24 protein-coding genes are annotated in these 21,895 nt (G+C 62.7%); 8 read left to right on the forward strand and 16 right to left on the reverse strand.

What is annotated here, in order from left to right; all coding sequences use genetic code 11:
• Positions 1 to 63 precede the first annotated feature (63 nt).
• Entirely contained in the window at positions 64 to 816 is a 753-nt protein-coding gene (locus Q1A91_RS01180) for a methyltransferase domain-containing protein (protein ID WP_299871629.1), read from the reverse strand.
• Positions 813 to 1,028, reverse strand: a complete 216-nt coding sequence (locus Q1A91_RS01185) for a DUF2007 domain-containing protein (protein WP_299871632.1) — start codon at positions 1,026 to 1,028, stop codon at positions 813 to 815. The genes Q1A91_RS01180 and Q1A91_RS01185 overlap by 4 nt, the downstream gene beginning before the upstream one ends.
• A 57-nt stretch (positions 1,029 to 1,085) precedes the next feature.
• Here Q1A91_RS01185 and Q1A91_RS01190 point away from each other — a divergent pair, with 57 nt between their 5' ends.
• Complete coding sequence (locus Q1A91_RS01190; protein ID WP_299871634.1) at positions 1,086 to 2,084, forward strand: polyprenyl synthetase family protein; 999 nt, start codon at positions 1,086 to 1,088, stop codon at positions 2,082 to 2,084.
• On the opposite strand, the gene Q1A91_RS01195 is transcribed toward Q1A91_RS01190, so the two are convergent.
• The 4 genes from Q1A91_RS01195 to soxR form a co-directional block, all read right to left on the reverse strand.
• On the reverse strand, positions 2,068 to 3,063 hold the full coding sequence (locus Q1A91_RS01195) for a 4-(cytidine 5'-diphospho)-2-C-methyl-D-erythritol kinase (protein ID WP_299871637.1): 996 nt from the start codon (positions 3,061 to 3,063) through the stop codon (positions 2,068 to 2,070). The genes Q1A91_RS01190 and Q1A91_RS01195 overlap by 17 nt on opposite strands.
• 8 nt (positions 3,064 to 3,071) lie before the next feature.
• A complete protein-coding gene (locus Q1A91_RS01200; RefSeq protein ID WP_299871640.1) occupies positions 3,072 to 4,787 on the reverse strand; it encodes a tetratricopeptide repeat protein in 1,716 nt (571 codons plus the stop codon).
• Between the two features lie 158 nt (positions 4,788 to 4,945).
• Positions 4,946 to 6,595, reverse strand: a complete 1,650-nt coding sequence (locus Q1A91_RS01205) for an electron transfer flavoprotein-ubiquinone oxidoreductase (protein WP_299871643.1) — start codon at positions 6,593 to 6,595, stop codon at positions 4,946 to 4,948.
• A gap of 117 nt (positions 6,596 to 6,712) precedes the next feature.
• Positions 6,713 to 7,171: a redox-sensitive transcriptional activator SoxR gene (gene soxR / locus Q1A91_RS01210; RefSeq protein WP_299871645.1), complete on the reverse strand. Its 459-nt coding sequence runs from the start codon at positions 7,169 to 7,171 to the stop codon at positions 6,713 to 6,715.
• Positions 7,172 to 7,262: 91 nt separating this feature from the next.
• On the opposite strand from soxR, the gene Q1A91_RS01215 reads away from it, so the two are divergent.
• The 3 genes from Q1A91_RS01215 (at position 7,263) to Q1A91_RS01225 (ending at position 9,593) form a co-directional block, all read left to right on the forward strand.
• Positions 7,263 to 7,652, forward strand: coding sequence for a VOC family protein (locus Q1A91_RS01215; RefSeq protein WP_299871647.1), 390 nt, complete (start codon positions 7,263 to 7,265; stop codon positions 7,650 to 7,652).
• A gap of 375 nt (positions 7,653 to 8,027) precedes the next feature.
• A complete protein-coding gene (gene greA, locus Q1A91_RS01220; protein ID WP_299871650.1) occupies positions 8,028 to 8,498 on the forward strand; it encodes a transcription elongation factor GreA in 471 nt (156 codons plus the stop codon).
• 21 nt (positions 8,499 to 8,519) lie between these two features.
• Positions 8,520 to 9,593 carry a hypothetical protein gene (locus Q1A91_RS01225; RefSeq protein WP_299871652.1) on the forward strand — a complete coding sequence of 358 codons (1,074 nt, stop codon included), beginning with the start codon at positions 8,520 to 8,522 and terminating at the stop codon, positions 9,591 to 9,593.
• 179 nt (positions 9,594 to 9,772) lie between these two features.
• On the opposite strand, the gene glp is transcribed toward Q1A91_RS01225, so the two are convergent.
• The 4 genes from glp to Q1A91_RS01245 all read right to left on the reverse strand — a co-directional run bounded on the left by glp (position 9,773) and on the right by Q1A91_RS01245 (position 13,932).
• Positions 9,773 to 11,887 carry a gephyrin-like molybdotransferase Glp gene (gene glp / locus Q1A91_RS01230; protein WP_299871653.1) on the reverse strand — a complete coding sequence of 705 codons (2,115 nt, stop codon included), beginning with the start codon at positions 11,885 to 11,887 and terminating at the stop codon, positions 9,773 to 9,775.
• On the reverse strand, positions 11,884 to 12,375 hold the full coding sequence (mobB, locus tag Q1A91_RS01235; protein ID WP_299871656.1) for a molybdopterin-guanine dinucleotide biosynthesis protein B: 492 nt from the start codon (positions 12,373 to 12,375) through the stop codon (positions 11,884 to 11,886). The genes glp and mobB overlap by 4 nt, the downstream gene beginning before the upstream one ends.
• On the reverse strand, positions 12,372 to 12,974 hold the full coding sequence (gene mobA, locus Q1A91_RS01240; RefSeq protein ID WP_299871659.1) for a molybdenum cofactor guanylyltransferase MobA: 603 nt from the start codon (positions 12,972 to 12,974) through the stop codon (positions 12,372 to 12,374). Before mobA ends, mobB begins: the two co-directional genes overlap by 4 nt.
• A gap of 70 nt (positions 12,975 to 13,044) precedes the next feature.
• Positions 13,045 to 13,932, reverse strand: coding sequence for a formate dehydrogenase accessory sulfurtransferase FdhD (locus Q1A91_RS01245; protein WP_299873643.1), 888 nt, complete (start codon positions 13,930 to 13,932; stop codon positions 13,045 to 13,047).
• A gap of 47 nt (positions 13,933 to 13,979) precedes the next feature.
• Here Q1A91_RS01245 and Q1A91_RS01250 point away from each other — a divergent pair, with 47 nt between their 5' ends.
• Positions 13,980 to 14,702, forward strand: a complete 723-nt coding sequence (locus Q1A91_RS01250; protein ID WP_299871662.1) for an AzlC family ABC transporter permease — start codon at positions 13,980 to 13,982, stop codon at positions 14,700 to 14,702.
• Positions 14,699 to 15,025: an AzlD domain-containing protein gene (locus Q1A91_RS01255; protein WP_299871665.1), complete on the forward strand. Its 327-nt coding sequence runs from the start codon at positions 14,699 to 14,701 to the stop codon at positions 15,023 to 15,025. Before Q1A91_RS01250 ends, Q1A91_RS01255 begins: the two co-directional genes overlap by 4 nt.
• A 5-nt stretch (positions 15,026 to 15,030) precedes the next feature.
• Here Q1A91_RS01255 and Q1A91_RS01260 read toward each other — a convergent pair whose 3' ends face one another.
• From Q1A91_RS01260 to Q1A91_RS01280, 5 genes are all read right to left on the reverse strand, one after another.
• A complete protein-coding gene (locus Q1A91_RS01260; RefSeq protein ID WP_299871668.1) occupies positions 15,031 to 15,645 on the reverse strand; it encodes a hypothetical protein in 615 nt (204 codons plus the stop codon).
• A 25-nt stretch (positions 15,646 to 15,670) separates the two neighbouring features.
• Positions 15,671 to 15,805 (reverse strand): aa3-type cytochrome c oxidase subunit IV, encoded by a 135-nt coding sequence (locus Q1A91_RS01265; RefSeq protein WP_299871671.1) that lies wholly within the window; start codon positions 15,803 to 15,805, stop codon positions 15,671 to 15,673.
• 80 nt (positions 15,806 to 15,885) lie between these two features.
• Positions 15,886 to 16,356 carry a DUF6173 family protein gene (locus Q1A91_RS01270; protein ID WP_299871673.1) on the reverse strand — a complete coding sequence of 157 codons (471 nt, stop codon included), beginning with the start codon at positions 16,354 to 16,356 and terminating at the stop codon, positions 15,886 to 15,888.
• A gap of 6 nt (positions 16,357 to 16,362) precedes the next feature.
• Entirely contained in the window at positions 16,363 to 17,415 is a 1,053-nt protein-coding gene (locus tag Q1A91_RS01275) for an MBL fold metallo-hydrolase (protein WP_299871676.1), read from the reverse strand.
• On the reverse strand, positions 17,415 to 19,127 hold the full coding sequence (locus Q1A91_RS01280; protein ID WP_299871678.1) for an acyl-CoA dehydrogenase: 1,713 nt from the start codon (positions 19,125 to 19,127) through the stop codon (positions 17,415 to 17,417). The genes Q1A91_RS01275 and Q1A91_RS01280 overlap by 1 nt, the downstream gene beginning before the upstream one ends.
• A 136-nt stretch (positions 19,128 to 19,263) precedes the next feature.
• On the opposite strand from Q1A91_RS01280, the gene Q1A91_RS01285 reads away from it, so the two are divergent.
• On the forward strand, positions 19,264 to 20,208 hold the full coding sequence (locus tag Q1A91_RS01285; RefSeq protein WP_299871680.1) for an L-threonylcarbamoyladenylate synthase: 945 nt from the start codon (positions 19,264 to 19,266) through the stop codon (positions 20,206 to 20,208).
• Positions 20,209 to 20,375: 167 nt separating this feature from the next.
• Here the strand turns inward: Q1A91_RS01285 and Q1A91_RS01290 are convergent, their stop codons facing one another.
• Entirely contained in the window at positions 20,376 to 20,930 is a 555-nt protein-coding gene (locus Q1A91_RS01290; protein ID WP_299871682.1) for a YqgE/AlgH family protein, read from the reverse strand.
• A gap of 149 nt (positions 20,931 to 21,079) precedes the next feature.
• Here Q1A91_RS01290 and Q1A91_RS01295 point away from each other — a divergent pair, with 149 nt between their 5' ends.
• A complete protein-coding gene (locus tag Q1A91_RS01295; RefSeq protein ID WP_299871685.1) occupies positions 21,080 to 21,889 on the forward strand; it encodes a protein-disulfide reductase DsbD domain-containing protein in 810 nt (269 codons plus the stop codon).
• The last annotated feature ends 6 nt before the right edge of the window (positions 21,890 to 21,895 follow it).

Consider the following 21,895-nt stretch of genomic DNA (forward strand, 5'->3'; position numbering starts at 1 on the left):
CGGCGTCTGTCACGCCGCCCTGCAGCATAACCGCCGGTTGTGCTAACATCCGGTTAAGATGGGCTAGTAATTCAGCGCAGCGCCCCGGCGCAGCACATCGCGGATCATCGGCACATAGCTGTCCCCGTCGTGGGTATGCGCCGCCCCCTGATGCAGAACCAGCGGCGGATGCAGGCGAAAGGCCGCGCGCCCGTTCTTGCGCGCCCGCAGGATCACCCGGTCTGCTTCGCGCCCGGCGCGGGCGGCCAGCGGCAGCACTTCGACAGAGCCAAGGTCATGCGGCAGGGCCCGGATCAGGTCCGGCAGACGTGCCGTCCGGTGGATAAAAGTCGCCACCCCTTTGGGGGCCAGGCGTTTGCCCGCAACCTGCATCCATTTGGCCAGCGGGGTTTGCTCCCCATGGGCGGCCTCCCGCGCGGGATCGTCCGAGGAGACGGAAGCGGCGCGGTCATAGTAAGGCGGGTTGGCAAGGACATGGTCAAACTGCCGGTCCCGCACGGTGAGGGGCAGGTCGGCCAGATCGGCACAGACCACCTCCAGCGCGCCCTGCCCGTTCTGCTGCGCCAGTGCCGCCATGTCCGGCTGCCGCTCCACCCCGGTCAGCACCAGGCCGGGCACCCGCGCGGCGAGACAAAGTATCGCAGCCCCCGCCCCGCAGCCCAGTTCCAGCACACGCTGTCCCGGCGTCGCGGGAAGGCTTGCGGCGAGCAATACCGCGTCCACACCCGCACGGTATCCCTCACGTGGCTGTAAAAGCTGCACTTTTCCGCCCAAAAAGGCGTCCACTGTCAGATCCTGAGACGCAAAACCGCTCACATCCCCAACGGAATGTCGTTGTCCAGCAGCACCCGCACTGCGGCGTCATGGTCATTGGGGTGCACCATCAGACGCCGGGGGAAAATCCCGATCCCCCCTTCGAGCACGCTCATGTTTACGTCCTGCTCGAAGCAGGCTATATCCTCGCCCTCAAGAAGGGCCATGGCAAAGGCGATGACGGTGATATCGGTGCTGCGCAAGAGTTCCTTCATACCTTTTTATGTGGGCCCCTGAGGCCGATTTGTCGAGCCTTGGATAGGGTCATGTTGATGAAAAACGCCACGCAGGCAAAACCGCATGACCGGTTGGCCGCCTATCTTGAAAGCGACATGGCCGAAGTGGGCACGTTGATCCGCGCGCGGATGGCCTCGGAACATGCGCCGCGCATCCCGGAAGTGACCGCGCATCTGGTGGAGGCAGGCGGCAAGCGTCTGCGCCCGATGCTGGTGCTGGCGGCGGCGCGGATGTGTGGCTATGACGGCCCCTATCACGTGCATCTGGCCGCCACGGTGGAGTTCATTCACACCGCGACCCTGCTGCATGACGATGTGGTCGACGAAAGCCAGCAGCGGCGCGGGCGGCCCACGGCGAACCTGCTGTGGGACAACCAGTCTTCCGTGCTGGTGGGGGATTACCTCTTTGCCCGCAGTTTCCAGTTGATGACCGAGCCCGGCTCCATGCGGGTGATGAAGATCCTGTCGAATGCAGCCGCGACCATTGCCGAAGGCGAGGTGTTGCAGCTGACGGCCGCGCAGAACCTCAAGACGGATGAAGGCATTTATCTGCAAGTGGTGCGCGGCAAGACGGCGGCACTGTTCTCCGCCGCCACCGAAGTGGGCGGCGTGATTGCGGGCGCGGAGGATGCGACGGTGAAGGCGCTGTTTGACTATGGCGATGCGCTGGGGATTGCGTTCCAGATTGTCGATGACCTGCTGGATTATCAAGGGCAGGCAGACACCACCGGCAAGAACGTCGGCGATGATTTCAGGGAGCGCAAGCTGACCCTGCCGCTGATCAAAGCCGTGGCCAAGGCCGATGCGGAAGAGCGGGCGTTCTGGGAACGCACCATTGAAAAGGGGCGTCAGGAAGACGGCGATCTGGAACAGGCAATGGCGCTGATGGTGAAGCATGGCACGCTGGAGGCCACCAAGGCCGATGCGCTGGGATGGGCGCAGAAAGCCAACGCAGCACTCGCTCCCCTGCCCGATCACGACCTCAAAACCATGCTGCTGGATCTGAGTGACTATGTCGTCAGCCGGGTGAGCTAGACCCTTCGGTCTTTGCCTTTTCGGCATCAGCTACTTCCGCCGCAGCGTCCGATGCCCATTCCAGGCGCGGTTTTGCGGCATTGCTCATCGAGGTCAGGCGCGTGTTGCGGACCCACCACGCCGGATTGGCTTTGGAGATACGTTCCGCCGCGTCCCTTGCGCGTTCCTTGTTCGGAAAGATCCCGAAACAGGTGGCACCCGATCCGGACATGCGCGCGAACATACAGTCCTTGTCATGTTCCAGCGCATCGATCGCATCGCGGATTTCGGGGACAAGCGCCATCGCAGGGGCCTGCAAATCGTTGCGCTGCTCCTTGAGCCACAGGGCCAGTTCATACACCCCGGCAAAGCGCGGCAGGCGCGCGGGCATAGGCGCGTTGTTCTTGTCATCCAGTGCTTTGAAGATCCGCGGGGTGGAGACGCCGACCCGTGGGTTGACCAGCACCGCGTCCATCCCCGGCAGATTTTCCACAAGGTTCAACGTCTCTCCGACGCCCTGCATCCGCGCGGCCTTGCACGACAGGCACACAGGAATGTCCGCACCCAGCGCCAGCAGGCGTTCGGCAAAAGGCGTCTGGCCGGGGTCATAGGCATCATCACCTGTCTCCCCGCCGCTCCAGATGCACATGAGTGCGCGAAAGGCGGCTGCGGCATCCGCTGATCCCCCGCCAATACCAGAGGCAATCGGCAGGTGTTTTTCCAGCAGGAACGCCGCACCGGGCATATCCTGAAACTGGCGCGCGACCTTCAGGATAAGGTTGTCCGCGTCCTCGGGCACGTTGTCCCCTTCCGGCCCGACGCAGCGCAGCGACAGCACATCGCCGGGGGTCACCGTGACCGTGTCCCCACGCGTGGCGAAGGCGATAAGGGAATCCAGCGTGTGATAGCCATCATCGCGCTGTCCCGTCACATGCAGGGTCAGATTGACCTTGGCCGGGGCAAACACCGTGACGCGCAGCAATTCGTCGTTCACCCTCATCACCGGGCTCAAATGTCCTGGCTGGCCCCGAGGGGGGCTGCGCCTTCCTCTTCCAGCACCTGATCAAGACCGACATCCAGCTTGCGGCGAATGCGCTCGGGGTCTGCCTCCCCATCGGTGTCTTCGGGGTCAATGAAAGACAGGGCACGGCGCCACTGGAATTCCGCTTCACGGTAGCGGCCCACAGCCCAATAGACATCGCCCAGATGATCGTTGACCACCGGATCCACCGGGATCAGCTCAACCGCGCGCTCCATCTGGCCCACGGCTTCTTCGTAGCGGCCGAGGCGGAAGAGCACCCAACCCAGCGAATCCACGATATAGCCGCTGTCCGGGCTGGCCGCGACCGCGCGTTCGATCATGTCGAGCGCTTCGTCCAGATTGCGTTTCTGTTCCACCATCGAATAGCCAAGGTAGTTCAGCACCTGCGGCTGTTCGGGATTGATGCTGAGCGCGGCACGGAAATCCGCCTCGGACGCGGCATCATTGCCGGAGCGTTCATGGGCGATGCCGCGTGAGTAGAACAGCACCCAACGGGCGCGGCGGTTGTCGGGCACCCGTTCAACAGCGCGGTCATAGGCTTCGATGGCTTCCGCGAATTTCTCCTGACGGCGCAGGACATCGCCCAACGTGGAATGGACCACTGCCAACTGGTTGTGGGTGCGGGCCAATTGTTCAAGCACTTCAATCGCTTGATCCACCTTGCCTGAGCGGCGCAGCGCATCCGCCCGGCCCAGTTCAGCGGCATGAAAGGCGGGGTCTTGATCGGGGACATCGCGGTATTCTTCAATCGCCAGATCGTATTGCCCCAGCGCTTCCAGCAAGCCAGCCGTCAGCAGCAATGCGTCGATATGTGTGGGCCGCAGATAACGCGCCACACGGGTATAGAGCAGCACGTAGTAGTCACCCGCATCCTCGGATTTGAGCACCGCGCCAAAGGTAAAGAACACCTCTGCAATGCCTTGCCGCGCATTGCGCACATGGCTGTAGGAGACCTCATCCCCGTTCTCCAACGCGGTGATCAACCCGTCGAGTTCAGGATCGGTGCCATTGCCAAAGGCTTCACGGATCAGGGTCACTGCATCTTCCCGGCGGTCAAGCTGTGCCAGCACCTCTGCATGGGCCACAACGCCGCGACGGGTTTGCCCGGCAGTGCCCGCCTGATCGCTTGAGAATATCGCTTCCGCGCCTTCGAAATCCCCGACTGAGGCAAGCGCCAAGGCCTTGTGATACATCACAAATCCACGCATCCCCGGTTGTTCGCTCAGCGTATCGAACGCCGCCAGTGCAGTGCTCACATCGCCCTGCCCCATATGCGCCCATGCCTTGACCAGACCATCGACCCAAGGGCCAATCCCGCTTTTGTCATCTTCCTGCGCCAGCAGGGCCGCGTAGTCTTCCTCCCGCGCCAATGCCGCGGTGATCACGATGCGCGCCACCTGACTGCTGGCGTTCTTCTCCGCCAGTTGGCGGGCCAGCGGGTAGGCTTTGCCGATCTCGCCCAGTGACAGCAACGACAGTGTCGAGCTTTCGATCAACTCCACATTCTGCGGATCCCGTGCGAGCGCCTGCGTATAGTAGCGCGCCGCCTCGTTGTAGTCGCTGCGCAGCGCGGCTTGCCGGCCGGCCAGGTAGGACCCCGCCACAGACTGCGCCACCACCGGATAGGCCAGAGACCCGGCCACAGCCGCCGCAGCGATAGTGCTTAAGACAATGCGAAACATGCGCAATTTACCCCGTTATCATTTTGGCAAAGGCTAGCAGGTCTGTGTGCAATCGCAATGCAGGAGCAGGCCGATGACAGGCACGTGACAGCAACATGCCTTGCAAAGACGCAAAAGGGCGAGACTTTGCCCGCCCTTCACCTGAGAAGTGATATGCCTCACATGTTCGGATAATTCGGCCCATCCCCGCCCTGAGGCGTGGTCCAGACGATATTCTGGCTGGGGTCCTTGATGTCACAGGTCTTGCAGTGCACGCAGTTCTGGAAGTTGATCTGGAACTTCGTCTCCGCCCCTTCGCCGACGAATTCATAGACACCCGCCGGACAATAACGCGCCGAGGGGCCCGCGTATTCCGCAAGGTTCACCTTAACGGGCACATCCGCGTCTTTCAGGGTCAGATGCGCAGGCTGGCTTTCCTCATGGTTGGTGAAGGAAAACGCCACGTTGGTGAGGCGGTCGAAGCTGAGCGTGCCATCGGGTTTGGGGTAGTCGATGGGTGTATGTTTGGAGGCCTTTTCGGTGGCTTCCGCATCGGATTTGCCGTGGTGCATCGTGCCCAGCAGCGAGGTACCAAAAAGCGTGTTGCACCACATGTCAAACCCGCCAATCGCGAGAGAGGCCGTGAGCCCATACTTCGACCACAGCGGTTTGACGTTGCGCACTTTCTTCAGGTCCGCGCCAATCTCACCACCGCGCACTTCAGCTTCATAATCGCTCAGCTCATCGCCGGAACGGTCGGCCTTGATCGCCGCCATCGCCGCTTCAGCCGCAGCCTTGCCCGACAACATCGCGTTGTGGTTGCCCTTGATGCGCGGCAGGTTGACCATGCCCACCGAACAGCCCAGCAAGGCCACACCCGGTGCAACCATCTTGGGCATCGACTGATACCCGCCTTCGGTGATCGCACGCGCGCCATACGCCACACGTTTGCCGGCCTTCAGCAGTTCCGCCACCATCGGGTGATGTTTGAACCGCTGGAATTCCATGTAAGGAAACACATGCGGGTTCTTGTAGCCAAGGTGCACCACGAAACCCACGTAAACCTGATTGTTCTCAAGGTGATAGATGAAGGATCCGCCCCCGGCATTCTTGTTCAGCGGCCAGCCCATCGTATGGGTGACAGAGCCTTCCCTGTGCTTGGCGGGATCCACTTCCCAGATCTCTTTCATGCCAAGGCCGTATTTCTGCGGTTCAACACCCTTGTCCAGGTCGTATTTCGCAATCACCTGCTTGGAGAGGCTGCCGCGCACGCCCTCGGACAGGAACACATATTTGCCGTGCAGTTCCATCCCCGGCTCTGTATCCGGGCCATAGCTTCCATCGGCTTCGAGGCCGAAGACACCGGCCACCACGCCTTTGACTTCACCCTTGTCGCCATAGACCAGTTCGGAACAGGCCATGCCGGGGAAAATCTCAACGCCCAGCTCTTCGGCCTGCTCTGCCATCCAGCGGCAGACGTTGCCCATCGACACGATGTAGTTGCCGTGGTTGTTCATCAGCGGTGGCATGGGGAAATTCGGCACCCGCAACGCGCCAGCTTCGCCCAGCATATAGAACTTGTCATCCGTGACCGGCACGTTCAGCGGGGCGCCCTTCTCTTTCCAATCCGGGATCAACGCATCCAGACCGCAGGGATCAAGAACCGCGCCGGACAGAATATGCGCGCCCACTTCGGACCCCTTCTCCAGCACAACCACGTTGCACTCCGGGTCCATCTGTTTCAGCCGGATCGCCGCAGACAGGCCCGCAGGCCCCGCGCCGACGATCACCACATCATACTCCATCGCTTCGCGTTCAATCTCAGCCATGACTGGCACCACTCCCTTGGGCAAAAATCGGTTTTGACGTAGCTAAGCCACGCCGAAACCCAATGCAATCGGAACGGCGCGTAAAAACGCCGCAGATTGTGGCAATTGCTGCGTGTTTCAGCGCTTTTGCGCCTCTGGCGCGTCTCCCATCAGGTAGCGTGGGCCCTGCCCCATCTGTGCCGCTGCGTCCCGCGGGTTGTAAAGCGCGCAGACCTCAAGGCTCAGACAGCCGCAGCCGATACAGCCGTCCAGATTGTCGCGCAGCTTGGTCAACGTGGTGATCCGTGCGTCCAATGCGGCGCGGAACCCTTCGGAAATCCGCGCCCAATCGGCCTTGGTGGGCGTGCGCCCCCCCGGCAGCCGGTCCAGCTCTGCCCGGATTTGCGGCAGGGTGAAGCCGAACTGCTGCGCGATCATCACAAAGCTGAGCCGCCGCAAGTCCGCCCGCTCGAACCGCCGCTGTCCCCCACTGTTGCGCCAGGGTTTGATCAGCCCCTGCGCTTCGTAATAGCGGATGGCGGACACCGCCAGCCCCGTCCGCCGCGCCAGCGCCCCAATCGACAACCCATCATTCATCGTTGCACCTCCAAAAAAACTAGCTTGACCTAAAGTTAGGTTTAGAAATTACGGTACGAAGACACGAACCACAATACGAAAGGCCAAACCAATGCCCGATACCACCGCACAACTTGAACACGCCAATATCACCGTCCGCGACCCTGCGGCCACCGCCGCCTGGATGGAAAAGCTGTTCGGCTGGCATATCCGCTGGCAGGGAGATGCGATTTCAGGCGGCTACACAATCCATGTGGGCAACGACCAGCGCTACATCGCGCTCTACAATCCCGGCACCTCGGTCGTCGATGCCACCTCCAGCTACACGCGGGTGGCGGGCCTGAACCACTTGGCCGTGACCGTCGATGACCTTGACGCCACAGAAGCCGCCATCAAGGCTCACGGCTTTGAAACCAGCAACCACGGCGACTATGAACCGGGCCGCCGCTTCTACTTTCACGACAACGAAGGCATCGAATTCGAAGTTGTCAGCTACGCTTAAACGACGTGATTCTCTGCCGGGTCAAGAAGGCCGCAGGCCCCGCGCCCTTCGTGCTGCCTGCCCTTGAGGCGGCAGAGAATCGCCGCCCCCCTTGCGCAGGTGTCTTGAGGCGCAGACCGCGTCCTCAAGCACCTCTCAGCAGGATCACTCCCTCCTCACCCACGTCCAACCCTGACGGGAAGGGCTCAGAGCCGCCGCACAGACCAGGAATGTCATCCGCGCAGCGCGCCTTTTGACAGCACCCTGCGCCCACATCCCCCACTTGCCGCCATTTTCCTTGCAATCCCTCCTCGATTTAGGTCACTTACTTTGCAACCAACTGCCCGCAGTGCCCAGATGTGCCCCTGCGGGCTGCCCTTTTTCCGGACGGAGCCCATGGAAAAGATACCAATGACCCGCGCCGGTCACAGCGCGCTTGAGACCGAGCTTAAAGAGCTCAAAACAATCGAGCGTCCTGCGATCATCAAGGCGATTGCCGAAGCGCGCGAACATGGCGACCTTTCAGAGAACGCGGAATACCATTCCGCCAAGGAAAAGCAGTCCTTCATCGAAGGCCGCATCAAGGAACTGGAAGGCGCGATTTCGCTGGCGGAGGTCATTGATCCGTCAAAGCTGTCGGGTGCCATCAAGTTTGGTGCTAAGGTCACGCTTGTGGATGAGGACACGGACGAAGAGAAAACCTATCAGATCGTTGGTGAATACGAGGCCCGGATCGAGGACGGCCTGCTCAACATCAAATCCCCCATCGCCCGCGCCCTCATCGGCAAGGAAGAGGGGGATTCGGTGGAAGTCCGCACACCGGGCGGAGACAAGTCTTACGAGGTCCTCAAGATCGTCTATGCCTAGGCTGCATGGAAAGAGAACCAGATGACCGACGCCACATCACATTCGGAACCGGGCAACCGGAACACCACCAGTGCCTCTGCCCGCCAGCAGGGGGATGCGGCATCGCGGCCCACCGCGCTTGGCATCTATGACAAGCCGCGTCATGAAATGGTCACCTCAATCGAAGTGATCGCGATCAGCCTCAGCGTGATCTGGCTGCTGGGCTCGGCGATCTTTTTCCTGTTCACGCCGCGTCCCGAGCCCGCACCCGACGGCACCGGCAGCCTGCGTTTCCTGATGACGATGCTGGCGATCTTCATGCCCGTGGCGATGATCTGGGTGGCAGCGACCGCCGCCCGCGCCAGCCGCGTGATGCGCGAGGAAAGCCAGCGGTTGCAGGCGGCCATCGACGCGATCCGTCAGGCCTATATCGCGCAGCAGCAGGGCCAGCACCTGCGCACCGAACCTTCAGTGGCGCGCAAACTGGATGAAATCGCCGCGGCCACCCGCAAGACCGAAACCGCCCTTGCGACCTTCCAGAGCACACGCCGCGAACAACAGCAAAGAGATGCGGCGGCCCCCATCACCAGCGCCGACGATCAACCGGCGCTCGCCCTTGGCACCCAGGCCGAAGACATGGCCCCGCGCCTGTCGAACGACGACTTCATCTGTGCCCTGAACTTCCCCGAAACCGCCGAGGACGAGGCGGGCTTCGCCGCCCTCCGCCGGGCCTTGAAGGACCGCGAAGCCTCACAACTGGTCACCGCAGCACAGGACGTGCTGACCTTGCTGTCACAGGACGGTATCTACATGGATGACCTGCTGCCCGACCGCGCCCGACCCGATATCTGGCGGCAGTTTGCAGGCGGCGCGCGCGGCCGCGCCATCGCTCCTCTTGGTGGCATCCGTGACCGCTCGTCCCTTGCGCTCAGCAATGCACGAATGAAGCAGGACCCGATCTTCCGCGACGCCGCCCACCACTTCCTGCGCCGCTTTGACCGGACCTTTGCCGCTTTCGAAAAAGACGCCACGGATGAGGAAATCTCAGCCCTCGCCGACACCCGCGCCGCACGGGCTTTCATGCTGCTCGGGCGCTGTGCAGGGACGTTCGACTGACCTGTCAAACAAGGACCAGGTCGCTGGGGCCTCTCCTTCCAAATGGTTCTAAAAACCCCCGCGGAGCGCTAAAATCTCTTTTGGTGCTCCAGAAGAGATTTCAGGCCTCTGGCAGGGTTTTTGGAACCATTTGGAAGGGGGGCCGGGCGCATTGCCTGAACGGGTGGAATGATCTTCGCCTAGATCCCGAAGCTGCCGTAGGGGATGTATGTCACCGGATCACCGGGCGAGATGTCGGCAGCAGGTTCTGGCAATTCCACCAGACCGTCTGCCCAGGACAATCCTGAGATCCGGCCGGACCCTTCGGAGGCAAAAACCTCCGCCTGCCCCTCCCGGATACGCGCGCGCAGGTATTCGCGCCGGCCTGCTTTCTTGCGTTTGGAGAACGCCGCGGGCACGGTGAAACCTTGTGGGTGTGCCCATCCTTTGCCGGCCAGCAGCCCCATCGCGGGGCGCGCGAAGATCAGCGTGCAGACCATGGCGGCCACCGGATTGCCGGGCAGGCCAAAGACCGGCACGCCGTTCCACAGTCCCAGCGCCAGCGGGCGGCCCGGTTTGATCGCAATGCGCCACAGCGCCATCGCGCCTGCTTCTGCCAGTAGGGCTGAGACGTGATCCTCGTCCCCGGCGGACGCCCCGCCGCTGGTCAGCACCACATCGACCTCCTGCGCTGAGGCGTCCAGCCGCGCGCGCAGGGCTGTGCGGTCATCCGCAACAGCGCCCAGATCAACAGGTTCAAACCCGAAGCGCGCAATCAGACCCAGCAGCATCGGCCTGTTGGCATCATAGATCTGCCCTGCCCCGGCGTCGGCCCCCACAGGCACCAGCTCATCCCCGGTCGACAAAACCCCAACGCGCAGGGGTTTGTGTACCTTGACCTCCCGCACCCCCGTGGCGGCGAGGAGCGCCAGTGTGGCGGGCGTGATCACTTCTCCCTGTGCCAGTACCGCGTCGCCTGCGTGTTTGTCTTCGCCTGCCTGACGCGTGTTGGCTCCCGCTTTGAGCGGTCCGGAAAAGCGGATGTGGTCGGCATCAACCACCACGTCTTCCTGCAGGATCACCGTGTCCACGCCGTCTGGCAGTGCAGCCCCCGTCAGGACGCGGATCGCGGCCCCGTGGGGCACCGCGCCCGGCGCGTCCCCTGCCGCCGCGCGGCCCGCCACCAGCGGCAGCCGATGCCTGCCCGCCCCCCTGCCCCCGGCAAACCCGTAGCCGTCCACCGCCGTGTTGGGCAGCGGTGGGTTGGCGCGGACAGCCGTGACCGGCGCCGCGGAGATGCGGTTGAGCGCGGCATCCAGGGGCAGTGTTTCCGCACCTGCAACAGGGGAGAGGCGGCTTTGCAGCAGGTCCAGCGCCTCTGCCACCGGGGTCCAGTGCACACCCGGAGGCAAAGCGAAACAATCATTCCGCAAGGGCGTCACTGTTTCCATAGCATGAACAATCAGGTCTTCTTTCAGCTCCGCTGCCAGGATCCAAGCTTCCTCCCGCGCCGCAGCGGGGACCTCGGCCATCACCCGGTACAGATCATCCACTGGAAGGCGCGACAGGGCCATCGCCAGAAGCCGCACTTGCTCCCGATCCCGGATGGCATCCGGACCCTGTGTGGCAAGCGCGGCTTTCACCGCAGGTTCAATCACCCCCGGCCAGATTTCCGCCAACACAACAGGTGCCTGCTGCCAGTCTTCAAACGGCCAGACCCGAACCCCGTCCAGCTTGCGCAGCCGCGACAGCATCGGCAGGCCCATCATGACCTGCCCCCCAACGGTGGGCGGAAAGGCCAATTGAAAACAGGAGGAGGAGGCGCGCGCCACCCGGTCGCAGGCCCGTTTTTCGGCCACGACATCAAAGGCAATCCCCTCTTTCCGGTAGGGCACACCTGGCCATTTGTCGCGGTCCAGCTTGCCCCAGAACGGGCCCGGCCCCTCAAACATCGCATTCAGGGTCTCTGCCACGTCAAAGCGGTTGTTCGCCCCATCAGGCCGGTCTTCGATCCGGTCGGCAAACCACGCCCACAGGGCAAAGGGATCGTCGGATCCGGTCACATGGCGGGCAAAGCCGACGGGATAGCCGAAGGGGAAGTCAAACGTCACAAGCAGACGCCGCCCCGCTGCGGTTTCCTGCGTGATCAACGCCACGATCCACGCCTCCGCCTCTTGCCGGGTCCGGCAATAGACGGGGTCCTCAGACACACCGCTCCGCGTTATACCCAGCCAGATTGCATCCTTTGACGGCCTGGCAGGCGCGCGTTTGGCAGCGGACCAATCCGCCACCACGATGGTGTCAAATGGCTTCACAGCCCAACCTCGGCCAGGATGAAATCCGCAACCGCAACGGTGTCATCCAGATCGAACACCGGTCGGTCCAGATCGAGCGGCACATCGCTGGCCACGGCGCGGATGGTCGGATCGCCCGGCGCGATCAGCGGATTGCCCGGCTCTGCCCGGTGGGCTTCGACCTTGGGATGGCTGTCGCGTTTGTAGCCTTCGATCAGCACCAGATCGACGGGCTTGAGGCGGGTCAGCAGGTCCGCCAATGTCGGCTCCTCCTGATCGCGCAATTCCTGCATCAAGGCCACGCGGTTGCGCGACGCGAGCAGCACCTCATGCGCGCCGGCCTGACGGTGGCGGTAGCTGTCCTTGCCGGCGTGGTCGACGTCAAAAGTGTGATGGGCGTGTTTCACCGTAGACACGGAATGCCCCCGCGCCGTGATCTCGGCCACCAGCCGTTCCATCAGCCCGGTTTTGCCCGCGTTTTTCCAGCCCGTCACACCGTAGAGTCTCATAGCATTCCTTCTGCCCGGACCAGATCCTCCGGGGTATTCACGTTGAAAAAGGCATCTTCCTGCGGGAACATCGCCATGCGTCCGTCGTGTTTGTCGGTCCACATCACGACTTTGCGCAGGCCTCCTGTGAGGGCTGCACGCAGGTCGTCGCGCAAGGCGACAGGCCAGAGGCCGAAGGTGGGATGGCGGGCTTTGCCACGGTCGGGGTCCGGCGTGGCAGCCAGCACCAGCGGATGGGTCATCCCTTCGCTGGCGAGCAGAAGCTGCGGCACCAGATCGGAGGGAAAGAAGGGCGTATCAGCGGCGGCGGTGACGATGGTGTCCGCCCCTTGGGCTGCGGCCCAGTCGAGCCCGGCAAGCACCCCGGCAAGCGGGCCAACAAAGCCGTCGATGCTGTCAGGGAGCACAGGCAGATCATAGCCCGCAAACCGCGCGGGATCGCCGTTGGCGTTCAGGGCGAGCTGATCGACCTGCGGGGCCAGTCGGTCGATGACACGGGTCAGCAGGGTTTGCCCTCCCAAGGACAACAGCCCCTTGTCGCCGCCGCCCATACGGGTCGCCTGCCCGCCTGCAAGGATCACGCCGAGCGGTTGTTTCATGTCGCCCTCTCAACGGGTGTCGGAATTTTCGAAAATTCCGGGCAAATCTCCTTGAAGAAATTTATGTCGCTCATACCGCCCCCTTGCGCCCCGATTTGCGCGGCTCTTCGGCCACCTGTGCGGGGTCCGCATCGCGGATCAGACGGTCCTCCCCACTCAGACACACAAACCGCTGGCCCTTCATCCGGCCAATCAGTGTCAGCCCGATCTGCTGGGCGATCTCCACCCCCCAGGCGGTAAAGCCAGAGCGCGAGGCCAGCACCGGGATCCCCATCATCGCGGTCTTGATCACCATCTCGGAGGTCAGACGCCCGGTGGTATAGAGCACCTTGTCCGCAGGCCCGACCCCTTCGGAGAGCATCCAGCCTGCGATCTTGTCGACCGCGTTATGCCGCCCGACATCTTCCATGTAAACAAGCGGTTGCGCGCCCTGGCACAGCACCGTGCCATGGATCGCGCCCGCCTCCAGATAAAGGCTCGGCGTGCGGTTGATGCGCGCGGCCAGCGCATAAAGATCAGAGGTGCGGACGCGGTGGTCGGGCAGCACCACGTCCTCCAGCCCTTCCATCATATCTCCAAACACCGTGCCCACCGCACAGCCGGAGGTGCGGGTCTTGCGGCGCATCTTGTCCTCATAATCCGTGGCGCGGGCGGTGCGCACAACCACCGTCTCCAGCTCCTCGTCATAATCGACGCCGGTGATCTCATCATCATCGCGCAGCATGTGCTGATTGCGCAGGAAACCCAGTGCCAGATACTGCGGGTAGTCCCCGATGGTCATCGCCGTCACAACCTCCTGCGCGTTGAGGAAGATGGTCAGCGGGCGTTCTTCGACCACGGAAATCGCGGTGCGCGCGCCGGTATGATCCACACCTTCCACCACCCGCGTCAATCGTGGTGCCTTGGGGTCCGGAGCGATCAGGAAATCGCTTTGATCAGGGTCTTGGGCCAATTGTATCCTCCCCCACTTGGCGCTAGGACGTCTTGGTAATCTAGGGGCATCCCATGGCCATCACCACCGTGAAATCCGCATATTTCTCAGGCGTCGCCGCCGGCGCGCCCTTTATTCTGGTCATCATCCCTTTTGCCAGCCTTTTTGGGCTGTTGGCCACCGAAGCCGGGCTGAGTGTGGTGCAGACGCTGAGCTTTTCGGTTGTAGTGATTGCAGGGGCTGCACAATTCACCGCGTTGCAACTGATGGTCGAAGACGCGCCGACGCTTGTCGTCCTTGCCTCCGCCCTCGCGGTGAACCTGCGCATGGCGATGTATTCAGCCTCCCTGACCCCTTACATCGGTTCAGCGCCTTTGTGGCAGCGCGCCTGCGCGGCCTATCTGACGGTGGATCAATCCTATGTTGTGGCGGTGGCGAAGTATGAACGCAGCCCGGACATGACCCTGCCGGAGCGGATGGGATACTTCTTTGGCGCGGTCACACCGATTGTGCCGCTGTGGTATATGTTCACGCTGGTCGGCGCGCTGCTGGGTGCGCAGGTGCCGGACAGTTGGGCACTGGATTTCGCCATTCCGATCACCTTTCTGGCGATGATCGCTCCGATGTTCCGCACGCTGGCCCATGTGGTCGCTGCCTTGGTAGCTGTGGTTGTGAGCCTGCTTTGCGCCGGGGTGCCCTATTCGCTGGGCCTGATCATTGCCGGTATTGCCGGCATGATGGCGGGCGCGCAGGTTGAGCTGTGGACGGCGCGACGCGCGGCAGAGGACAGTGTATGATTGATCCCGTCACCCTCTGGACGGTGATCATCGGCCTTGGATTGGGCAGCTTTTTCCTGCGCTTTGTCTTCACCGGACTGGTGGGAAACCGCGCCATGCCCGACTGGCTGTTGCGGCATCTGCGCTATACGGCGGTGGCGATCCTGCCTGCTTTGGTCGCGCCGCAAGTGCTGTGGCCTGCGGCAACGGGGGGCGAAACGGACCCGGCCCGCCTAGCCGCAGCTGTGGCGGCTTTGACGGTTGGGTTGCTGACCAAGAACGTGATTGCCGCAATGCTGTCAGGCGGATTTACGCTCTATGGCTTGCTCTATCTGTTGGGATAGCGTTCTCAGCTCTGCGACGTGGCCAGCTTTACAGCCGTGACCGCATCGATCACATCACCTTCGTCGTTTTCATAGTATGTGTCGGTCCGCACACCGGGCACCAGCGCAAACTGATCCATCAGCTTGACCGGATAGAAGGTCCGGTTGATCCCCTGAAACCCATCAATCTGAGCCAGAATACCGGAGGTGGAATTGGCGCAATAGGCGCCGGCAACAGACCCGTTTGAGCGCACAAGGTTCAGCGCACGTTCCGCCTGTTCAGGTGTCACATCCACAGTCTGGCTGACCACATGATGCGTGACGCGCGCATGGGCGGATTTGAACGCCTTCACCCACCCCGGTGTCATCCCGTAAAGCACATCACCCTTCTCAACCACACGTTCATCGCGGAACGAGCCTGCGGGATCAAAGATCACCTGTTGGGAACCATTCACGATCAAAGCGGTGTGCCCACCTGCCCCGGTCCGGTTGTTCACCACAGTGACCAGCGTGAGAGAGGTTGGCCCCCCGGCACGGAACGCTGCTGCGGCCACAGCCTGATCTGAACTGTCCGGGTTCTGGTCAACCGAACACCCTGCAACAATGGCCGCAACGGCCAAACCGATTACCAAACGTTTCAACTCAATTGTCTCCGGAAGGACGTGATCAGCGGATGAAAATCGCCATTGCGACCAGCAATACGAGGATCACAATCACTGATTTTGTCACCCAGCTCATGAAGCCGTCAAAGGTCTTCTGCTGATCTTTATAGTCCATGCTGCCATGTTCGTGGTCGGCCATATCATCGTCCCTGATTTGTCTGTCCGCGTTGCTTACACCATGCTTTGAACCCTGTCACCCGGTCAAAACGCGCTACCTGATCACGATTTCTGCTGCGCTTTCTCCATATCCTCAACCAGCCTGAAACCGATGCGCCGCGGCGCGGCGGCGCTGACCTGTTTGGGCAGGGCGCGCAGCATCACGTTCAACTGGCTGACATGCTGGACCAGCTGGGTTCTGCCGCCCGCAGGGTCACTGCCATAGAATGTCACGATGTCGGGATCGAAATAACCCATCCCTTCGATCCGCAACACACCCGCATCGCCACCGGTGAAACCCATGGCAATCTCATGATCGTTGTCCAGTTGTTCCTCAAAATTCTTGAGGTAGAGCACCACCCGCTCATAGGCCCACTGCGCCGGAGATTTCTGGTCCGTCGGTTTGGCCGTCACCGCTTCGGGCACTTCCTGATCACAGGCGCTGCGTTGGTCAGGGTCGCAATGCACCTCATAGATACGCGGCAGCACCTCTGCTTCCGCAGCTTCTGCGGCCGTCTTGATCGGCTCACTCATCACCCGTTACCCCTTGCGCTGGTATACCCATGCGCCATCTTCGGCGCGCAGGGTGCGGGTGGCAAGACCTGTCTGGTAAAGGTGGCTGAGATGGGCAACGGCTTCCACAAGGGCCAGCCCGTATTCCCCTTCGCCGATCTTGCGCTTGAACAGCGGCGGAAAACACTCGGAGGCGGACTTGGGCGTGTCGATGAAATCAAGCAATCGTTTCAACCCGCCATGGTGGTTCTCAATCAGCTGGTCCATGCGTTTGGGCAAGCCGGTGAAGGGCAATTTGTGCCCGCCCAGCACCAGATGATCGGCCCGTGCCAGCCCGGCCAGCCGCTCACAGGCTTCCAGCCATTCAGCAATCGGATCGGCCATGGGTTCGGTCGGATAGACGCCGATGTTGGGGCTGATGGAAGACAGGATCTGATCCCCCGCGATCACCAGATTGTCATCACGGCTCCAGAAGGTTGCATGCTCAGGCGCGTGTCCGTTGCCAATGTGGATATCCCAGGTGCGCCCGCCCATGGTGATCTGATCCCCCTGCCCGATGCGGGTGTACCCCACCGGCAGCGGCGCCACGACATCGGCGAAATTGAACGGCCGGTCGGCGCGGCGCTTTTCCAGCAACGTCGGGTCCATGCCCGCGCGCTGGTAGAACGTCAGCGCCTCGGGGGCGGAAACCTCCTGCACATCCAGTGTCAGCATCCGCGCGGTCAGCCATGCGGTGCGGGTCGTGACCAGCTCTGCCCCATGCGCGGCCTGAAACCACCCTGCAAGACCCACGTGATCGGGGTGATGGTGGGTCACAACAACGCGGCCCACGGGTTTGCCGCCCAGGGGGCCTGCCATCGCCTCTGCCCAGATCGCCCTGGATTTCTTTGACGCAAACCCGGTGTCGATCACCGTCCAGCTGGCACCGTCATCCAGCGCATAGATGTTCACATGATCCAGTTTCATCGGCAGCGGCAAGCGCAGCCACAGCACGCCGGGGGCCACTTCGATCGCCTCGGACCCATGGGCCGGGGGGGTATCCCAGGGATAGCGCAGCCCTTCGGGTGCTACATCTTTCATCAGCTTGCCAATTCTTCTGGTGTGAGTGCGAAGAGATCCGCTTCGCCCGCGCGGGCGTGGGCCAGCAGGCTGCCATGTTCGGGCAACAGGCGCTGGATGTAGAACCGCGCGACCACTTCGCGGGTGCCGCCCTTGTCCGCAAGGGCCGCTTTGAGGTGCAGATCGCCCCCCAGGATTCGCGCAAACGCATGCAGATAGGGCACCGCCCCGGCAAATCGGGTGTTCAGTTCCGACTGGGCCACCAGCCATTCGGTCGCCTCCCGCATGGTCTCTGCTGCCTGCCAGACGGCGTCGGCCATGTTGGGATAGATAGCACGCGCAGCTTCGGCATCGGCCTGTATTTCATCCAGCAGGCGCGAGGCGGCTTCGCCACCGTCCATCATCTTGCGCGCCACCAGATCCATGGCCTGAATGCCGTTGGTGCCTTCATAGATCGCGGTCACCCGCACATCGCGGCTGAACTGGGCAGCCCCGGTTTCCTCGATAAATCCCATGCCGCCGTGCACTTGCAGACCCATCTCGCTGACTGCAATGCCGGTGTCGGTGCCAAAAGCCTTGGCGATGGGCGTCAGCAGTGCCGCCCGCGCGCGCCACTGCGGGTCATCGGTGGCGGTCGTCATATCAATCGCCTGCGCGCAGGACAGGGCAATCGCCCGGGCGGCAAAGATATCCGCCTTCATGGTGATCAGCATCCGCCGCACATCGGCATGATCGACGATGGTGCCCTTGCCCTCGCGGCCCGTCTTGCCCTGCCGGCGGTCCAGCGCGTAATCGAGCGCATGTTCATAGGCCGCCTGCGCCACGCCCACGCCCTGGGTGCCGACACCCAGCCGGGCGTTGTTCATCATGGTGAACATCGCCGCCATCCCGCCCTGCTCCGGCCCCACAAGCCAGCCTGTTGCGGCGTCATACTGCATCACCGCCGTGGGAGAGCCGTGCAGGCCCATCTTGTGCTCAAGGCTCACAACACTCACCCCGTTGCGCTTGCCGGGATTGCCATCCGCGTCGGGAATGAACTTGGGCACCAGAAACAGGCTGATCCCCTTGGTGCCTGCGGGCGCCCCCGGAATGCGCGCCAGCACCAGATGGCAGACGTTGCTGGCCAGATCATGGTCGCCCCAGCTGATGTAGATCTTCTGCCCGGTGATCGCATAGGTGCCATCGCCCTGCGGCTCCGCCTTGGAGGACAGCGCGCCCACGTCCGAGCCCGCCTGCGGCTCCGTCAGGTTCATCGTACCGGTCCATTCGCCGCTGACGAGCTTGGGCAGGTAGAGCGCCTTGAGCTGATCGCTCGCGTGATGCTCCAGCGCCTCAATCTGCCCTGCGGTCATCAGCGGCGCCAGTTGCAACGCCAGACAAGCGCCGCTCATCATTTCGTTCACCGCTGTCATCAGCGTCATCGGCAGGGCCATGCCCCCTGCCTCTTCCGACGCGGTTGTCCCGATCCAGCCGCCTTCTGCAATGGCCCTGTAGCCCTGGTCATAGCCCGGAGAGGTCCGCACCACGCCGTTCTCCAGCCGTGCTGGCGTCAGATCCCCGTTGCGCTGCAAGGGAGCGAGCACTTCGTCACACATCTTGCCCGCCTCAAGCAGGATCGCCTGTGTGACATCGGCGGAGGCGGCAGCAAACCGGTCGGTTGCCCGCAGGGCCGCAAAATCAATGACATGGCTAAAGAGAAAGCTGAAATCCTCAACAGGGGCGCGGTAGGACATGGGGTCTCCTTCTGGGGTGGCGTGCATCGCGTATTGGCAAGCCACGCGGCACCCTGATATGGGCGTGACGCAACAAGCTCAACCATGGAACGCGCCCGGCATCCTCGCAACCTGAACGCGGCGTCACGAGATGAAGATGACCCAGACAGCCCTGACCCTTTCCCCGGATGCGGATGGCATCGCGACTGCGGCACGGCTGCTGGCGACAGGCGCGTTGGTGTCTTTCCCAACAGAGACGGTTTACGGTCTGGGCGCGGATGCGCGCCGCGGCGAAGCCGTGGCCGCCATCTATGCAGCCAAGGGACGGCCCAGTTTCAATCCGCTGATCGTGCATTGTGCCGATACCCGGACGGCAAGGTCATATGTCCAGTGGTCGGATCTGGCTGAGAGGCTGGCGCGCGCGTTCTGGCCCGGACCGCTCACGCTGGTGCTGCCGCTGGGCGGAGATCACGGCCTGTCCTCGCTGGTGACAGCGGGATTGGACACGGTCGCCCTGCGGGTGCCGAAACATGCCTGCGCACAAGATCTGCTGAAGGCCTTCGGCGGCCCCCTCGCCGCGCCATCGGCAAACCCGTCCGGCCGGATTTCTGCGACAACGGCGGCGCATGTCATGGCAGGTCTGGGGGACAGGATCGCCGCTGTTGTGGATGACGGCCCCTGCCCTGTCGGGTTGGAAAGCACCATTGTCAGCCTTGCAGGCGAGACCCCGACGCTGCTGCGCGCGGGCGGGCTGGCGCCAGAGGAGATCGAAGTGGTCCTTGGCACCCCTCTGGCCGTGCAGGCCGGATCCGAGATCATCGCACCGGGGCAATTGGCCTCTCACTATGCGCCGCGCGCGCGGGTGCGGCTGAATGCACAGCACGCACTGGAGGGGGAGGTGCTTTTGGGGTTTGGACCCGGTGCATGTGATCTGAACCTGTCGCCAATGGGAGATCTGACCGAAGCGGCGGCCAGGCTGTTCGATCATCTGCACCGGTTGGATGCCACCGGCGCGCCGATTGCGGTCAGACCGATCCCGAACACAGGTCTGGGCCTTGCCATCAATGACAGACTGGCCCGTGCAGCCGCGCCGCGCGCATAACAGGCGTTGTTTTTTGCCGATACGGGGCGCCGGGATATTTTTGGCCAAAAAGAGGGGCCAGGGCGGTGGTATGGTGGCGGATGGATGCGGGGATGTGGACGGTGCAGGCATGCGGGGTAGAAGGGGTGAGATTGTGATCTGACGGGGCGTTTGCGGCGAGGGGGGGGTCAGGCGCGGCCGGCGGCGGCGGACAGTCCTAACGGATCGATGCCGATGGAATGCAGCGCGGCGCTCCATTTCTTGGCATCGGGCAATTCAAAAACCAGATCCTCACTCGCATCCACGGTCAGCCAGCCGTTGCGCGCGATCTCTCCCTCCAGTTGCTGCGGGCCCCAGCCGGCATAGCCCAGCATCAGTTGCGCCCGGCGCGGGCCATCACCTGCGGCAAGGTCTTCGAGGATATCCAGCGTCGCTGTCACCGCAAAACCGGGGGAGACTTTCATTGTCTGCATGGCAGAGGTGTATTCATCCGAATGCAGCACAAAGCCGCGCCCCGTTTCAACCGGGCCGCCGATGTGCACGCCCAAGGTGCCGGGTTGCGGGATGATGTCACTGTCGAGTTGATCCAGCACATCAGACAGGCGCAGATCCTCTGCCGGCTTGTTCACGATCAGGCCCATCGCCCCCTTGTCCGAATGATCGGCCATGAAGATCACCGCATGACCAAAGCGCGGATCACTCATCCCCGGCATCGCAATCAGCAGTTTTCCAGTGAGGTTCACGGACAGATGCCCCCTTCGGCAATGGCTGGCTTGCCTTTCAAGATGCACAGCGCAGCCGCGCCTGACAAGGCCCCCGTAAGAGGATCCGCGAAACATGGCTGAACCAATCGTGACTTGGCAGCGCCGCGGGGATGGCCCATCTAGGGATCATGATCAAAGCCACACTCTCTGCCGCCCTGTTTGCCCTTGCCCTTGCTGCGCCCGTTCAGGCGCAGGGCGTGCCCGAGAATGCCGTGCAGGCCACAATCGTGCCCGGTTGGCTGCGCGCAGATGGCACCCGCGTTGCAGCACTTCAGCTTACCCTTGCGCCGGGGTGGAAGACCTATTGGCGCGCGCCGGGCGATACCGGCATCCCGCCGCAGTTCAACTGGTCAGGGTCGCGCAATCTTGCAGGCGTCGGGATCAGTTGGCCCGCGCCACAGGTCTACCGTGAAGGCGGCATTCGCACGATTGGCTACAAGGACAGGCTGGTCCTGCCTTTGACGCTGGCCCCAAGACAGGCGAACAAACCGATTGAACTGAACCTCGATCTGGACCTTGGCGTCTGTCGCGACATCTGCATTCCCGCGCAGCTTTCCCTCTCTGCAACACTGGCAGACAGCAACCCAAACCCTACACCGGCCATTGCCGCCGCCCTTGCCGCGCGCCCCTATTCGGCGAAAGAAGCAGGTGTGAGCCAAGCCCGCTGCGCCCTGCGCCCCAGCGCCTTGGGGATGGAGATTGAAGCCACCCTCACCCTGCCCCACGCAGGCGGGCGCGAGGTGGTGGTGATCGAACCCGGCCCTTCAAACCTGTGGATGAGCGAGACGGACACCACCCGTCAAGGCAACCAATTGGTGGCGACGGGGGATATGGCCGCTTACGAAGGGGGCAGCATCGTCCTTGACCGGTCAGAGATCAGGATCACCGTCCTGGGCAAGAACCACGCGGTTGAGATCAACGGCTGCACGCCAGGCTGATCTGTT

This window comes from uncultured Sulfitobacter sp., from assembly GCF_947500075.1.
Classification (GTDB): Bacteria; Pseudomonadota; Alphaproteobacteria; order Rhodobacterales; family Rhodobacteraceae; genus Sulfitobacter.

Coding starts and splice junctions, on each gene's coding strand:
- Q1A91_RS01185 (WP_299871632.1), bottom strand. CDS start 1,028: ATGAAGGAACTCTTGCGCAGCACCGATATCACCGTCATCGCCTTTGCC.
- Q1A91_RS01190 (WP_299871634.1), top strand. CDS start 1,086: ATGAAAAACGCCACGCAGGCAAAACCGCATGACCGGTTGGCCGCCTAT.
- Q1A91_RS01195 (WP_299871637.1), bottom strand. CDS start 3,063: ATGAGGGTGAACGACGAATTGCTGCGCGTCACGGTGTTTGCCCCGGCC.
- Q1A91_RS01200 (WP_299871640.1), bottom strand. CDS start 4,787: ATGTTTCGCATTGTCTTAAGCACTATCGCTGCGGCGGCTGTGGCCGGG.
- Q1A91_RS01205 (WP_299871643.1), bottom strand. CDS start 6,595: ATGGCTGAGATTGAACGCGAAGCGATGGAGTATGATGTGGTGATCGTC.
- soxR (WP_299871645.1), bottom strand. CDS start 7,171: ATGAATGATGGGTTGTCGATTGGGGCGCTGGCGCGGCGGACGGGGCTG.
- Q1A91_RS01215 (WP_299871647.1), top strand. CDS start 7,263: ATGCCCGATACCACCGCACAACTTGAACACGCCAATATCACCGTCCGC.
- greA (WP_299871650.1), top strand. CDS start 8,028: ATGGAAAAGATACCAATGACCCGCGCCGGTCACAGCGCGCTTGAGACC.
- Q1A91_RS01225 (WP_299871652.1), top strand. CDS start 8,520: ATGACCGACGCCACATCACATTCGGAACCGGGCAACCGGAACACCACC.
- mobB (WP_299871656.1), bottom strand. CDS start 12,375: ATGAGACTCTACGGTGTGACGGGCTGGAAAAACGCGGGCAAAACCGGG.
- mobA (WP_299871659.1), bottom strand. CDS start 12,974: ATGAAACAACCGCTCGGCGTGATCCTTGCAGGCGGGCAGGCGACCCGT.
- Q1A91_RS01250 (WP_299871662.1), top strand. CDS start 13,980: ATGGCCATCACCACCGTGAAATCCGCATATTTCTCAGGCGTCGCCGCC.
- Q1A91_RS01255 (WP_299871665.1), top strand. CDS start 14,699: ATGATTGATCCCGTCACCCTCTGGACGGTGATCATCGGCCTTGGATTG.
- Q1A91_RS01265 (WP_299871671.1), bottom strand. CDS start 15,805: ATGGCCGACCACGAACATGGCAGCATGGACTATAAAGATCAGCAGAAG.
- Q1A91_RS01270 (WP_299871673.1), bottom strand. CDS start 16,356: ATGAGTGAGCCGATCAAGACGGCCGCAGAAGCTGCGGAAGCAGAGGTG.
- Q1A91_RS01275 (WP_299871676.1), bottom strand. CDS start 17,415: ATGAAAGATGTAGCACCCGAAGGGCTGCGCTATCCCTGGGATACCCCC.
- Q1A91_RS01280 (WP_299871678.1), bottom strand. CDS start 19,127: ATGTCCTACCGCGCCCCTGTTGAGGATTTCAGCTTTCTCTTTAGCCAT.
- Q1A91_RS01285 (WP_299871680.1), top strand. CDS start 19,264: ATGACCCAGACAGCCCTGACCCTTTCCCCGGATGCGGATGGCATCGCG.
- Q1A91_RS01295 (WP_299871685.1), top strand. CDS start 21,080: ATGATCAAAGCCACACTCTCTGCCGCCCTGTTTGCCCTTGCCCTTGCT.